Annotated in this window: 12 protein-coding genes; 5 read left to right on the top strand and 7 right to left on the bottom strand. The window is 69.8% G+C overall.

Annotated elements, in window-relative coordinates; genetic code table 11:
* Window positions 1-160 precede the first annotated feature (160 nt).
* Entirely contained in the window at window positions 161-1,243 is a 1,083-nt protein-coding gene (dxr, locus tag ACFM35_RS08115) for a 1-deoxy-D-xylulose-5-phosphate reductoisomerase (protein ID WP_378840659.1), read from the top strand.
* Between the two features lie 162 nt (window positions 1,244-1,405).
* Here dxr and ACFM35_RS08110 read toward each other — a convergent pair whose 3' ends face one another.
* From ACFM35_RS08110 to ACFM35_RS08100, 3 genes are all read right to left on the bottom strand, one after another.
* On the bottom strand, window positions 1,406-3,064 hold the full coding sequence (locus tag ACFM35_RS08110; protein ID WP_378840656.1) for a Mur ligase family protein: 1,659 nt from the start codon (window positions 3,062-3,064) through the stop codon (window positions 1,406-1,408).
* Between the two features lie 178 nt (window positions 3,065-3,242).
* On the bottom strand, window positions 3,243-4,142 hold the full coding sequence (locus ACFM35_RS08105) for a DUF1775 domain-containing protein (RefSeq protein WP_378840655.1): 900 nt from the start codon (window positions 4,140-4,142) through the stop codon (window positions 3,243-3,245).
* A gap of 94 nt (window positions 4,143-4,236) precedes the next feature.
* On the bottom strand, window positions 4,237-4,854 hold the full coding sequence (locus tag ACFM35_RS08100) for a hypothetical protein (RefSeq protein WP_378840653.1): 618 nt from the start codon (window positions 4,852-4,854) through the stop codon (window positions 4,237-4,239).
* Between the two features lie 98 nt (window positions 4,855-4,952).
* On the opposite strand from ACFM35_RS08100, the gene ACFM35_RS08095 reads away from it, so the two are divergent.
* Window positions 4,953-6,296 carry a M50 family metallopeptidase gene (locus ACFM35_RS08095; protein WP_378840651.1) on the top strand — a complete coding sequence of 448 codons (1,344 nt, stop codon included), beginning with the start codon at window positions 4,953-4,955 and terminating at the stop codon, window positions 6,294-6,296.
* 23 nt (window positions 6,297-6,319) lie between these two features.
* Here ACFM35_RS08095 and ACFM35_RS08090 read toward each other — a convergent pair whose 3' ends face one another.
* Window positions 6,320-8,257: an anthranilate synthase family protein gene (locus tag ACFM35_RS08090; RefSeq protein ID WP_378840648.1), complete on the bottom strand. Its 1,938-nt coding sequence runs from the start codon at window positions 8,255-8,257 to the stop codon at window positions 6,320-6,322.
* A 192-nt stretch (window positions 8,258-8,449) separates the two neighbouring features.
* On the opposite strand from ACFM35_RS08090, the gene ispG reads away from it, so the two are divergent.
* Window positions 8,450-9,601, top strand: coding sequence for a flavodoxin-dependent (E)-4-hydroxy-3-methylbut-2-enyl-diphosphate synthase (gene ispG / locus ACFM35_RS08085; RefSeq protein WP_378840646.1), 1,152 nt, complete (start codon window positions 8,450-8,452; stop codon window positions 9,599-9,601).
* An 18-nt stretch (window positions 9,602-9,619) separates the two neighbouring features.
* On the opposite strand, the gene ACFM35_RS08080 is transcribed toward ispG, so the two are convergent.
* Both ACFM35_RS08080 and ACFM35_RS08075 read right to left on the bottom strand, forming a co-directional pair.
* Window positions 9,620-9,961 (bottom strand): hypothetical protein, encoded by a 342-nt coding sequence (locus tag ACFM35_RS08080; protein WP_378840643.1) that lies wholly within the window; start codon window positions 9,959-9,961, stop codon window positions 9,620-9,622.
* Between the two features lie 69 nt (window positions 9,962-10,030).
* Entirely contained in the window at window positions 10,031-10,927 is an 897-nt protein-coding gene (locus ACFM35_RS08075; protein WP_378840641.1) for a LysR family transcriptional regulator, read from the bottom strand.
* Between the two features lie 100 nt (window positions 10,928-11,027).
* Here ACFM35_RS08075 and ACFM35_RS08070 point away from each other — a divergent pair, with 100 nt between their 5' ends.
* Window positions 11,028-12,419 carry an MFS transporter gene (locus ACFM35_RS08070; protein ID WP_378840639.1) on the top strand — a complete coding sequence of 464 codons (1,392 nt, stop codon included), beginning with the start codon at window positions 11,028-11,030 and terminating at the stop codon, window positions 12,417-12,419.
* Entirely contained in the window at window positions 12,416-13,183 is a 768-nt protein-coding gene (locus tag ACFM35_RS08065) for a 3-hydroxybutyrate dehydrogenase (protein ID WP_378840636.1), read from the top strand. The genes ACFM35_RS08070 and ACFM35_RS08065 overlap by 4 nt, the downstream gene beginning before the upstream one ends.
* Before the next feature lie 392 nt (window positions 13,184-13,575).
* Here the strand turns inward: ACFM35_RS08065 and ACFM35_RS08060 are convergent, their stop codons facing one another.
* Window positions 13,576-14,226, bottom strand: coding sequence for a GntR family transcriptional regulator (locus ACFM35_RS08060; protein WP_378840634.1), 651 nt, complete (start codon window positions 14,224-14,226; stop codon window positions 13,576-13,578).
* Window positions 14,227-14,308: the final 82 nt, after the last annotated feature.

Below are 14,308 nucleotides of genomic sequence, written 5' to 3'. Positions count from 1 at the left end.
CGGAAACAGAGCAGAAACCCCGGCGGTCCGCCCGCTTCGCCCTCACCACTCCCCCCCCCCTCCCCCCCCCCCCCCCCCGGCAGGGGGTTTCGTCCGTCACGGCATGATCGCGCGACGTGCGGCAGGGCGACGCGCCGCACCCCGCCGATAGGCTGACGGGATGCGGCGCGTCATCGTTCTCGGGTCCACGGGGTCCATCGGCATACAGGCGCTCGACGTCATCCGCGCGAATCCGCGACGCTTCGAGGTGGTCGGGCTCTCGGCCGGGACGCGGCGCGAAGAGATGCTCGCCCAAGCCGAGGCCTTCCATGTCGAGCACACCGCCCTCGGCGCCGTCGAGGCGGAACAACTCGTCCGCGACGTCGAAGCGGACGTCGTGCTCAACGGCATCACGGGGTCGGTCGGCCTCGGGCCCACTCTGGCCGCTCTCGAGACCGGCCGCACCCTCGCGCTGGCCAACAAGGAGTCCCTGATCGTGGGGGGCGACCTCGTGCGCGGCGTCGCTCGGCCCGGTCAGATCGTGCCGGTCGACTCCGAGCATTCCGCGATCGCTCAGGCTCTGCGTTCCGGGGAGCGCTCCGAAGTCCGGCGACTCGTGCTGACAGCATCCGGCGGTCCTTTCCGAGGACGATCCCGCGCATCTCTCGAGGACGTCACGCCGGCGGAGGCTCTCGCCCACCCGACCTGGGACATGGGCCGCATGGTGACCACGAACTCGGCCACTCTCATCAACAAGGGCCTCGAGGTCATCGAGGCGCACCTCCTGTTCGACGTCGACTACGACGACATCGACGTCGTCGTCCACCCCCAGTCGATCGTCCATTCCATGGTCGAGTTCGTCGACGGCTCGACCCTTGCCCAGGCATCGCCCCCCGACATGCGCCTGCCGATCTCGCTGGGGCTGGACTGGCCGAATCGGGTCGGCGGAGTGGGGCGGCCGCTGGATTGGACCGTCGCATCCTCCTGGACGTTCGAGCCGCTCGACGACAGCGCCTTTCCCGCGGTCTCGATCGCGAAGCGGGCGGGCCGAGCGGGCGGCACCTACCCCGCGGTGCTGAACGCGGCCAACGAGCAGGCCGTCGACGCCTTCCATGAAGGCCGACTGTCCTTCACCGGGATCGTCGACACCGTCTCCCGAGTGCTGGACAGCCACGAGGCTCCCGAGTCCCTCACCCGCGAGTCGCTGGCCGAGGCCGAAGCGTGGGCCCGCCGCACAGCCGACACGGCGATAGCCGCGTCTTGAGGGGGGCGTGCCGGCACGGCACGTGTCCGCGGGCGCAACCATACGCAGGAACGGTGGTGCGGGTGAGGCGGATGTCACCTCGCGACGCGACTCCAGCCCCGCGATTCCTGCGAATGATCGAAGGCGCGGTCACCCGGGACCTCGCGCCGCGTCGGCCCGTGCTCAGTCGATCGGGCGCTCCGGGTCGGACGCGATGACGCGGTCATCCGGATACGGCACCGCCCAATGCGGCTCCGGGACGGGCCAGCCCGCAGCCCGCAGCGCGCGCCGGGCGAGCTCCCTCGCCGAGTAGGGCGTGCGCACACCGCGGATGTCGCGGTAGTCCTGGTGTCCGGGGCCCGCCCACAGGATCGCATCGCCCTCGCCGACGAGCGCCACCGCTTCGACGATCGCGCGCTCCGGGGGGGAGAACTCGAGGATCTCGGCATCCGGTCGCGCGATCCTCGCACCTTCGATGAGGGTCGCGCGGATGGAATCCGGATCTTCATGTCGAGGGTGGTGGTCGGTGATCACGAGGATGTCGCTGCCCTCAACTCCCGTGCGTCCCATGTCGTGCCGCTTGGTCGCATCACGGTCGCCGTCGGCGCCGAACAGCATGACGACCTTGCCCGGCGTGACCCGCCGGACGGCGGCGAGGGTCTTCTCGAAGGCGTCGGGGGAGTGCCCGAAGTCGACGAACACGGCCGGTCCGCGCTCTCCCGAGACCAGCTGCGTGCGGCCGGGCAGGTAGGCGTCGATACGGCCGCCGTCCAGGGCCGCCGTCAGCGCGTCCCAGCCGTAACCGCCCTCGAGCAGCATCACGATCGCGAGCCCGGCGTTGGCCGCCATGTGGCGCCCGATCACCGGCACGACGGTCCGCAGTGACCGAGCGTCGGGGCCGCTCAGCGTGAACTCGGTGCCGTCTTGACGTTCGTCGAGGATCTCGACCGTCCAGTCGGCGGATGCTGCGGCATCCGGGTCTGCGGCGATCGCCGGTGTGCCCACCGTGACGAACGGCACCTCGCACCGGGCCACGACCTCCGCGCTCGGCGCGGAGTCGAGCGAGATCACGGCGCGGCGTGCCCGGTCTGCGCGGAACAGCGGCAGCTTCGCCTCGAAGTACTCCCTCATGTCGGCGTAGTCGTCGAGGTGATCGTGGGTGAGGTTCGTGAACCCGGCGACGTCGAACACGATGCCGTCGACACGGCGACGGGAGAGCGCCTGCGCACTGACCTCGACAGCCACGGCCTCGACTCCGCGCTCGCGCATGAGCGCAAGGAGGGCGTGCATCTCGGAAGCCTCGGGGGTGGTCAGCCTCGAGACGATGACGTCACCCGCGATGTGTCGTTCAGCGGTGGAGGAGAGGCCCGAGATCACGCCCAGCTGACCGAGGATGCCCTCGAGGAGGTGGGAGACGCTGGTCTTGCCGTTCGTACCGGTCGTTCCGAACAGCAGCGGGAGGTCATCGTCCTGGCCCGTGCCGTAGACCCACGCCGAGAGGTCGCCGAGTGCTCCGCGCGGGTCGTCGACGACCAGCACGGGAAGCCCTGACTCCGACGCGATGTCCGCGCCCCCGGCATCCGTGACGATGGCGACGGCACCCTTCGCGGCGGCCGCCGAGGCGAACTCCGCGCCATGGCGGTTCACGCCGCGGATCGCGACGAATGCCTCGCCGGGGCGCAGATCGGCCGTCGCCAGCGTGATGCCGGTCACGATGATGCCGTCCGTCTCACCCCGGACCTCGCGGGCGAACCGGCTCGCGAGTTCGGTGAGCGAGCGCTCCGGCGGATTCTCCGGTCGGAGGACGGGCGGGAGGTTCGTGGGTGCGTCAGCAGTCGACATGGCGCGTCCATCCTCTCATCGAGCGACCACGCTCGTGAGGTGCCGCGACCACCGGGCGGTGTCGGTGCGGCGAACGGCCGCGACACGCCGTGTGCCTCGCGGGGCAGACGGCGTGTCGCGACCGCTCGTGCGCGTCAGGCGTCAACGGGTGACGGTGCGGACGGGCGGCCGAGCGGCCTCAGGGACGGCGGCGGCGCAGCAGGCTCATCGCGACCGCGGCGAGGCCTGCCGCCAGCGCGCCGCCGGCGAGCCACCGCGCCACGGGGTCTGCCGTCGCGGCGCTGGATGCCGCGCCCGCGGTGTCGGTCGAGGTCTGCGCATGAGCATGGTCGCCGTCGGCCGTGGCATCCGTCGTCCCGTGCTCGTCTCCTTCGGCGACGACATCGCCGACCGCCACGGCCGGCGCCGGGTTCTCGACGCTCTCGTCATCGGCACCCTCCGCGGGGATCTCGGTCCAGGCGGTGGAGCCCTCGACGCATTCCTGAGTGAGGGGGAAGGCGACCGTGCTGCCGGCGGTGGACTCGTCGAACAGGACGTCCATCGAGACGGTCGCCTTGATGCCGGACTCGATCGGCTGGTCGCTCGAGAACGTCACCCGGGTCGGGACGCCGTCGCTGCCGACGTCGCGCGAGATGGTCCACCCGCCCTGAGCGACCGGCGTGACATTGCCCACGCCCTCCGGGATGTCGAAGACGAGCGCGCGCGTCGGAGAGTCGTCGCAGCCATGACTGAACGAGAAGGTGAGCGAGGAGGTCGCTCCTGCTGCCGCCTCCTCGGGGGTCACGTGCACGTGAGCCGATGCGGCGAGCGGGACCGCGATCGCGAGCAGAGCGCCGGCGGTGATGCCCGTCACGAGGCGAGCACGCGCGCGGCGCCGGTGTGCGGTGAGGGGTGAGATGGACGGTGTGGTGTGCATGGAGTTTTCGCTTTCGGTGTGAGCGCGGTCGATGGACCGTGCCGAGAAGATGTCGATGATGAGCGGATGCCGCGGCCCGCGCGGCTCCGCGTGCGTCGTCTGCGCCGGACGGAGGGCTGCCTCGTCCGGGACGTCGACGGCGCGCAGACGAGCGCGGCGCACGCGCCACGTCGACCCTGCGCAGGGCGCGGGGCGCCCCGCGCGGACGACGGGATGCCTGGCGTCGCCGTGCGCGGCAGTGATGCGGGACGCGCCGTCAGCGCGCGCGAACCCGGGACGCGCCGTCAGCGCGCGCGAACCGTGGCGGCGGACCCCGCCGGGAGACGTCGGAGCGGTACGTCGAGGCGGGCAGTGCGATGACGCGCACCACAGGACGAGCGGACTCGGGCTCCGGGCGGGGCATCGGCGCGGAGGAGAGACGGTCGAGCATCCGACGAACGCCGCCCGCGACGGCGCGGATGACACGCTCGGCGCGGAGGATCAGCGCTGCCGTGACGATGCCGGCGAGCAGGTGGGCGCCGATCATGCCGACGTCCCCGCCCGAGGACGCGACCGTCGCCTCAGCGAGCATCGTCGACATGTCGTGCGCGTGGCCCGCAGACGGGCTCGCGGCGGAAGGAGCGACATCGCCGACGACGGCGAAGGCGACGTGGAAGAGCACCTGGCTCGTCGCGACGGCCAGCGCCGTGCGCACCGTCGAGAGCCGCCGGCCGACGAGCGCCACGGAGATCGGCGACGCGAGCACCGCGAGAGCCAGCACGAAGGCCGGAGCAGGAGCCCCGCCGCCTCCGAGAGTGTGGGCGACCGCGGCGATGACCGTGGCCGCCGACGCGACAGCGGTGCCCCGAAGGGCACGGAGCTGACGCGGCGACATGGGGGACCTTCCGGGATCGGTCTGGTTTCATTCGTACCAGAGCGTCGGGTCTCCCGGCGCACGGCCAACCCTAAGCCGCGCGCCGGTAGCGTGTGCGTGTGACCGTCGTCGCTTTCGTCATCGGACTGCTCCTCATGATCGTGGGGCTCGCTGTGTCGATCGCGCTGCACGAGATCGGCCACCTCGTCCCCGCCAAAAGATTCGGCGTGCACGTCGGTCAGTACATGATCGGCTTCGGACCGACCCTCTGGTCTCGGCGATACGGCGAGACCCAGTACGGTTTCAAGGCCATCCCGCTGGGTGGGTACATCTCGATGTCGGGCATGTACCCGCCGTCTCCGAAAGAACGCGCCGCTGCCGCGGAGGGCCGGCTCGAGGGTCGTGCGGGGGGCGGCTTCTTCGCCACCCTCGTGCAGGATGCCCGGGTCGCGAACGACGAGACCCTCCTCGCCGGGGAAGAGCGGGTCTTCTACAAGCTTCCCGTGTACAAGCGCATCATCATCATGCTCGGCGGGCCGTTCATGAACCTGTTGCTCGCGATCCTGCTCTTCACGATCGTGTTCAGCGGCATCGGCATCCAGCAGGCGACGACCACCGTCGCGAGCGTGAGTGAATGCGTCATCTCGGCTGCCGAGGACCGCACGGACTGCTCCTCGTCCGACCCCGTCGCCCCCGCCGCGGCGGCCGGGATCCGTCCCGGCGACGTCATCGAGTCGATCGACGGAACGCCGGTGGCGACGTTCGCCGAGGCATCCGCCATCATCCGCGTCTCACCTGCGACGCAGCTCGACGTCGTGGTCACCCGTGACGGACAGGCGCTCACCCTGCAGGTGACTCCCCTGGAGAACACGGTGGCGGTGACGGATGCCTCGGGCAACGCGGTCCTCGACGCCGAGGGCGATCCTCAGACGCAGGAGGTCGGCTTCATCGGGATCCGTCCGCAATCCGCTCTGACACCGCAGCCGATCTGGGCAGGACCCGAGGCCGCTCTGCAGAACGTCGGCGCTGTCGCCGGAATCATCTGGCAGCTGCCCGTCAAGGTGTACGACACCGCCGTGACCCTGTTCACGGGCGGAGAGCGCGACCCCAACGGCCCCCTGAGTGTCGTCGGGGCCGGAGTCATCGCGGGCGAGGTCGCGGCGTCGGACGCTCCGATCCTGAACCGCGTCTCAGGCTTCCTCGGTCTGCTCGCATCGCTGAATATCGCCCTGTTCGTGTTCAACCTGGTCCCACTGCTGCCGTTGGACGGCGGTCACGTCGTCGTGGCGCTGTGGGACGGTCTCAAGCGCGCGTGGTCGAAGATCTTCCGTCGCGGAGCCCCCCAGCCCGTCGACGCGACCAAGCTGGTGCCGGTCACGTTCGTCGTCGTGATCCTGCTGGTCGGGATGGGCGCGATCCTCATCCTCGCCGACCTGATCAACCCGGTCTCGATCATCCAGTAGCCGGCGGCCGGGTGCGCGTCGGGTCAGGCGTCGACCGGCGTGAGCGCGTGCGTGACGAGTCGCTCGAGGGTCGCCATCCCGTCGCGGGACAGGATCGACTCGAGGTGACCCTGGATGGAGGCGAACCCCGGTCCGCGCAGCGCGTACACGTCGCCCGTCTCGGGGTCTGCGGCCAGTTGCGCCGCACCGATCGACGTCGCGCCCGGGGCGACCCGAGCGGTGAAGGTGTTGTAGAAGCCGACGGATGCGGCGGTCCCGAAGACGTCGACGGTCTTCTGCAGCCCCTGGTGGGGTGCGGCCAGCGGTGCGAGGTCGATGCCGAGCGAGTCCGCCAGGATCTGGTGGCTGAGGCACACCGCGAGCAGCGGTCGCCCCGAGTCCCGCCGTCGGGCCACCACTTCACGCATGCGGATCATCCGCGCGTTCTCCGGATCGCGGGGGTCTCCGGGACCGGGGCCGGAGACGACGAGCTCCGCGGCATCCACTCGCTCATCGGTGACCTCGTCCCAGGGCACGATCGCGACCTCGAGACCGAGGTGGCGCAACTGATGGGCCAGCATCGTCGTGAATCGGTCCTCGGCGTCGACCACCAATGCCGACCGTCCCGTGAGGGCTCCGTCGGGCGCCGCGTCCTGGGGGTTCAGCCAGAACGCCGCGAGACGCGCATTGCGCGACTGCAGCAGCGCGGCGATCTCGGGGTCGTCGGCCAGCCGGGTGCGCGGAACGACCGGCGCATCAGGGTCGACCTCATCGGCCGCCTCCGCCGCGGCGTCGCGGGCCACGGCGCCGATGGCGCCCAGCACGCCGGCGGCCTTCCCGTGCGTCTCGGCGACCTCGCCGTAGGGGTCGGAATGACGCACCAGGGTTGCGCCGACCGGCACGCGCAGCATCCCGTCCACCAGGTAGGCGGTGCGGATGAGGATGGGGGCGTCGAGATCGTGGCCGGTCCCGTCGGGGCTGGGGGTGAAGAGCGCAGCCACGCCGGAGTAGTACCCCCGAGGTCGCGTCTCGTGACGCGCGATCACCGTGCATGCGTTCTGCATCGGCGAACCGGTGACGGTGGGTGCGAACATCGTCTCGCGCAGGATGTCGCGGGGATCGAGGGTGCTCCGGCCGCGCAGCATGTACTCGGTGTGCGTCAGCCGCGACATCTCTTTGAGGTGCGGACCGGTGATGCGCCCGCCGTCGGAGCAGACGGCGCTCATCATCTTGAGCTCCTCGTCCACGACCATGAAGAGCTCCTCGGTCTCTTTCGTCGACTCGAGGAACTCGGTGAGCGTCTCGGCCGTCGCGCCCCCGGCGGGATGGCGGAAGGTGCCCGAGATCGGGTTCATCGTCACCGTGCTGTAGCCGGGCTCCGCCGGAGCCCCGGTGCGGGCGCTCACGTGCGCCTCCGGGCTCGCTCCGACGGCGATGTGGCCGGGGGTGACGACCGCGAACGTCCAGTAGGCGCCCTTCTCCTGAGCGAGGAGCGCGCGGAACCAGGTGAGGGCGGCGGTCACGGCATCCGTATCGACTCGCGCCGTGAAATCCCGCCTGATCACGAAATTGGCGCCTTCGCCGCGTCCGATCTCCTCCGCGATCACGCGCCGCACGATCTCGGCGTAATCCTCGTCCGCGATGTCGAACCCCGCGTCCGCGAGCGGAACAGGAGCGGTCGGCAGCTGGGCGAGCGCGTCGGCGCGGCTGATGCTGTCGTGCTGAGTGACGACGAGACAGCGGAGCGGCGCACCATCATCGTGGCATTCGAAGCCGCGCTCGCGTACCTGTCGGAACGGGACCAGGGCGAGCACCTCGCGGCGCTCGCCCGCAGCATCGGTCAGCGGAATGTCCGCCAGCAGGTCGACATCGACCACGTCGCCCGTGAGCAGCTCGACCGTGGTGTCGTCACGCGCGATCAGCGCGAAGGGGATCCGGCCGGCCGTCAGGGCCGCGAGAGTGAGGGGAGTGTGCCCGGTCATCGTCGATCTTTCGTCGTGGGGGCGGTCACCTACGAAAAAACCGCCCGGAGGCGGTGTGTGGTCGCGCGAACACCCACCGCCTACGCGGTGGGCCACCAGGAGATGCTCGCGAACATGGGCCGAAACTATCACAACGCCTCCGCGCCCGGCGGTACGGGCCGCACACAGGCCGTGCGGCGTAGGCTGGGGGATGTGCCAGCAGTGAATCTCGGGATGCCTAAGGTCCCCGAAGTCCTCGCCCCCCGTCGCAAGACCCGCCAGATCAAGGTCGGGAAGGTGCTCGTGGGCGGTGGTGCCCCCGTGAGCGTGCAGTCGATGTGCACGACGCCGACGACGAACATCAACGCCACGCTCCAGCAGATCGCCGAACTCACGGCGTCGGGCTGCGAGATCGTGCGCGTGGCCGTGCCCTCGCAGGACGATGCGGATGTGTTGCACATCATCGCGAAGAAGAGCCAGATCCCGGTCATCGCCGACATCCACTTCCAGCCGCGCTACATCTATCAGGCGATCGACGCCGGCTGTGCGGCGGTGCGTGTCAATCCGGGCAACATCCGCGAATTCGACGGCAATGTCGGCGAGATCGCCGCTGCCGCCAAGGCCGCCGGCGTGTCGCTGCGCATCGGGGTGAACGCAGGATCGCTCGACAAGCGCATCATGCAGAAGTACGGCAAGGCGACTCCCGAGGCCCTCGTGGAGAGCGCCGTGTGGGAGGCCGGGCTCTTCGAGGAGCACGACTTCCACGACTTCAAGATCTCGGTCAAGCACAACGACCCGATCATCATGGTGAAGGCCTACCGGCTGTTGTCCGAGCGGGGTGATTGGCCCCTCCACCTCGGTGTGACCGAGGCGGGTCCGGCATTCCAGGGCACCATCAAGTCGGCGACCGCCTTCGGGATCCTCCTGTCGGAGGGGATCGGGGACACGATCCGCGTGTCGCTGTCGGCTCCGCCCGCTGAAGAGGTCAAGGTCGGCCACCAGATCCTGCAGTCGCTGAATCTGCGCGAACGCAAGCTCGAGATCGTCTCGTGCCCCTCCTGCGGCCGTGCCCAGGTGGACGTCTACTCGCTCGCCGACAACGTGACCGAGGGACTGAAAGATATGACCGTGCCGCTGCGCGTCGCCGTCATGGGGTGTGTCGTCAACGGACCCGGCGAGGCGCGCGAGGCCGATCTGGGTGTGGCCTCCGGCAACGGCAAGGGGCAGATCTTCGTCAAGGGCCAGGTCATCAAGACCGTGCCCGAAGCGGAGATCGTCGCCACGCTGATCGAAGAGGCCAACCGTCTCGCTGCCGAGATGGGGCCCGACGCCGGCATCGGCACGGCTCAGGTCGTCACGGCCTGAGCGGCGGGCGGTCCGCCGTCAGTCGGTGACCGGATCGTCGTCGGTGCGCCACTCCGCGAGGAACTCGGCGATCGACTTCGCCGCCAGATCCTTGCGGACGCGGCCGAGCAGCTGATCCGCTTCGCTGAGCGATCCCGCGGAGAGGCGGAGGATCTCGCCGCCCGTCTCGCGACGCGTCACCACAAGGTCCGTCATCGACGGCCCGCTATCGGTGTCCTGCGTGATGAGACCGAGGGCGAAAGACGCCGCGGTGCGCATCGCGGAGCCGAGCGGACTCCCCGCCCGAGGGACGAGGGCGGCCTCGAGGTGCTCCGACGCCCGGTCGACAGCATCCTGGTCTCGGTTCGCGTCATGGTCCATGCCTCTCAGTATCCCGTGCGACCCTGCGGCGAGGGCCGCGACACCTCGGGTGCGGACCGTCCGTCTCCTCTAGACCCCACGGCCGCGCAGCTCATCCGTCATCGCCGACACGCGCTGCCGCAAAGCGTTCACGACGGCCGCCACGGCGGGTCGATCGAGCGACTCCGGTCGCAGCACCATCCAGTACGGCAGCCGCTCGGTGAGCTCCTGCGGCAGCAGCCGGACCAAGTCGGGGTGCCTGTCCGCCACGAAGCACGGGAGGAGTCCGATGCCCGCGCCGGCCCTGGTCGCCTCCACGTGCACGAAGACGTTCGTCGACGTCAGCGAATCCCGCATCGTCGGCACGAGGCGGCGGGGGGCGTCCAGATCGTCGACGAGCAGCATCGAGTCGATGAAGTACACGAGCGGATGCCGCGCCAGTTCATCGAGATCGGCGGGGGTGCCGTGCTCGACGAGGTAGTCGCGGGAGGCGTACATCCCCAGGCTGTACTCCGCCAACAGGAACACCTCCGCGCGGTGCACCTGCGGTCGCCCGACCACGATCTCGACATCGAGCCCGGAGCGCTGCTGCAATGCCCGACGGGTCACGGTGACCACCTCGACTTGGAGCAGGGGGTGGTCGCGCTGCAGGCCCGCCACGGCGGGCGCGGCGACGTACGCGCTGAAGCCATCGGTGGCCGACATGCGGACGACGCCGCTGAGAGCGGATGCCGCGTCCGGCGTCTGCAGCAGTGCCACGGCCGATTCGACGCCCTCGGCGGCGCGGACGGCCCGACGCCCGAGCTCGTTGAGCTCCCACCCGCCGACGGTGCGCGCGAGCACGCGGCCGCCGAGTGCGGCCTCGAGCGCTGCGATCCGTCTCGCCACGGTGGTGTGGTTGAGGCCGAGCGTGGCGGCGGCCGTCGTGAAGCGCCCGCCGCGCGCGACGGCGAGGAGAACCAGCAGGTCGTGTGGATCCGGTGTCATATCTGCAATTCTGCACAGCGCCTACGCTGAAATGGGCATTGCACGCACGTTGCAGTGCACGTTTACTCAGTTGAGTCAACGACGACCCACGAGGAGAAACATGACTGCCGAAGATTCACCCCGCACGCGCGATGCGCAGACGACCTCGACGGAGCGCTCCGGCCTGAAGCGGATCGTCGCCGCCTCGATGGTGGGCACCGTCGTGGAGTGGTACGAGTTCTTCCTCTACGCCACCGCCGCGAGTCTCGTCTTCGGAACGGTGTTCTTCCCCAGCGCCGGCAGTCAGCTCGACGGCATCATCGCCGCCTTCCTCACCTACGCCGTCGGATTCATCGCCCGTCCGCTCGGAGGCATCGTGTTCGGGCAGATCGGCGACCGCCTCGGGCGCAAGCACACGCTCCAGGTCACGATCATCATGATCGGCGTCGCGACGTTCCTCATCGGCTGCCTACCGGGCTTCGGCTCGATCGGCTATTGGGCACCCGCGCTGCTGGTAGTTCTGCGCTTCGTTCAGGGCTTCGCTCTGGGCGGGGAGTGGGGCGGCGCGGTGCTGCTCGTCGCCGAGCAGAGCCCGAACCGCTCGCGGGCGTTCTGGTCGAGCTGGCCGCAGGCGGCGGTGCCGGTCGGCAACCTGCTGGCCACGCTGGTGCTGCTGACCATGTCGACGATCCTCCCCGCCACGCAGTTCCTGGAGTGGGGCTGGCGCGTGGCGTTCTGGCTTTCGGCCGTGATCGTGCTCGTCGGGTACTACATCCGCAAGCACGTCAGCGAGGCACCCATCTTCCTCGAAGCCCGTGCGCAGGTCGAGGCCGAGAAGGCCGTCAGCTATGGCGTGTTCGAAGTGGTCCGCCGGTACCCGAAGGGCGTCCTGAAGGCCATGGGTCTGCGGTTCGCCGAGAACATCCTCTACTACATCATCGTGAGCTTCTCGATCGTATATCTCGTCACGGTCCACCAGTACGACACCAGTCAGCTGCTGCTGGCGCTGCTGATCGCGCACGCGGTCCACTTCGCCGTGATCCCGCAGGTCGGTCGTCTGTGCGACCGCATCGGACGCAAGCCCGTCTACTTCGCCGGCGCCGTTCTCGGTGCGACCTGGGCATTCTTCGCCTTCCCGATGTTCGACACGCTCAACCCCGCCTTGATCGTGCTCGCCGTCACGATCGGACTCTGCTTCCACGCCCTCATGTACGCCGGGCAGCCGGCCATCATGGCAGAGCTCTTCCCCACGCGGATGCGCTACTCGGGGGTCTCGCTGGGGTACCAGGTCACCTCGATCGTGGCGGGCTCGCTCGCCCCGATCATCGCCTCGGCTCTTCTGCAGCGCTATGGTTCGTGGGTGCCGATCGCCTTGTACATCGTGGGAGCGTGCATCGTGACACTTGTGGCGGTGATGACGCTGCGCGAGACCAAGGGTGCGTCGCTCCGAGCCGTCGACGAGGCGGATGCCGCGCGCTTCGGTCTGCCGTCGCCTGCGGATGCTCGATCGTGAGCGCAGAAGCCCTCGCAGGCCGCCGGGCGTTGGTCACCGGCGGAGGGGCGGGTATCGGCGCCGAGGTCGCCCGTCACCTCGCCGCCCGTGGAGCGCACGTGGTCGTCGCCGACCGCGACGGCGACGCGGCTCAGGCGGTCGCAGGTGAAATCGGGGGAACGCCTTGGGCGGTGGACCTCGCTGATCGGGAGCAGATGGACGGAGCCGCGTTCGCAGAGCGTCTGCGAGACATCGACATCCTCGTCAACAATGCGGGCATCCAGCGCATCGACGCGATCGAGGACTTCGACCCTGAGGCGTTCCGGTTCATCCTCCGGCTGATGGTGGAGGCGCCGTTCCTCCTCGTGCGCGCGGCGCTCCCGGGAATGTACGAGCGCGGTTTCGGCCGTATCGTGAACATCTCCTCGGTGCACGGACTGCGTGCCTCTCCGTTCAAGAGCGCCTATGTCACCGCCAAGCACGGGCTCGAGGGTCTGTCCAAGACGACGGCGCTCGAGGGCGGGCCGCACGGTGTCACGAGCAACTGCGTCAATCCCGGGTACGTGCGCACGGCGCTCGTCGAGAAGCAGCTTGCCGACCAAGCGGCCAAGCACGGCATCTCCGAGTCGGAGGTGCTCGAGAAGATCCTCCTCACCGAGAGCGCGATCAAGCGCCTGGTCGAGCCGCGAGAGGTCGCCTCGCTCGTCGGATGGCTGACCTCCGACGATGCGGCGATGGTCACGGGCGCCAGTTACACGATGGACGGCGGCTGGTCGGCGCGCTGATCTCGGCTCGCCGGATCTCGGCTCGCCGGTCTTGCGCGGCATCCGGTTCTTCCGCGAACGGGCGCGACACGCCGTCACGCGCTGCGCGGCGGGCCGTCCCGCGGCGTGTCGCGACCGTTGGTGATGCCGGCCCGCAGGACGCGGCATCCGGTCCTTCGACGAACGGGCGCGACACGCCGTTGCGCGCGGCGCGATGCCGCGCGGCGTGTCGCGACGGTCGGCGATACCGGCTCGCGGGACGCAGCATCCGTCCCTTCGACGACAGGGCGCGACACGCCGTTGCGCGCTGCGCGGCGGGATACCGCGCAGCGTGTCGCGACCGTTCGGCCGGGCTCGGCGGATCCCTCGAGGCGCGCGCCGCCGCGCTCGCCCGGCTGGCTGCGCGCGGCGAATCAGTCGAGCGCGTAACTGAGTGAGAGCCAGTTCTCGCGGCAGAGGCCGGCCGTCGCCTCCGCGTCGCCTGCGCGCGCCGCGGCGAGGATCTCCCCGTGCTGCGCAACCGAATCCCGCGCCGCGAACGAACCGAAGCGCTGTCGCTCCACCCGCCGCAGCAGGGGAGTGGTGATCTCCAGCACCTCGGCGATCATTGGATTGCCGCTGGCGACGACGAGCACGTCATGGAAGCGATCGTCCTCGCGCAGGGCGTCCTCGATCTCGCCGGCAGAGATCGCGCGCTCGAACGCGGCATTCGCGTGGTCCATCTGGTCGAGGAGCGCGTCGGTGAGGCGGGGCACAGCGAGGCGGGCGGCGAGTTCGTGCATGGATGCCGCGACCTGCTGTGCGCTGAGCGTCGAGGCTGCATCGAACGGGGCGACGATCGTAGACCGCCCCGGGTGGGCGACGACGAGCCCGGCGCGCTCGAGGCGCAGGAGCGCCTCGCGAATGGGCGTGCGGCTGACCCCCAGCCACGACTCGATCTCGGCATCGCGCAGACGCTCGCCGGGCGCGAGCGTGCCGTCCACGATCGCGTCACGGAGCGAGACGTAGACGTTGTCGCGCAGCAGCTCGCGCGTGCGGATGCGGCTGTCGGCCGGAATGGGCATGCATCGACTCCTCGTGACGGTGGAGTCGACTCTACGCGGCATACGCCATCTCGTATGCAATATCCAAAATACTGCGCTACGG

Origin of the sequence: Microbacterium songi (assembly GCF_042747925.1) — a bacterium.
GTDB lineage: Bacteria > Actinomycetota > Actinomycetes > Actinomycetales > Microbacteriaceae > Microbacterium.
Note: the sequence above shows the minus strand (reverse complement) of the source record. Positions and strands in the feature narration are given on the sequence as shown.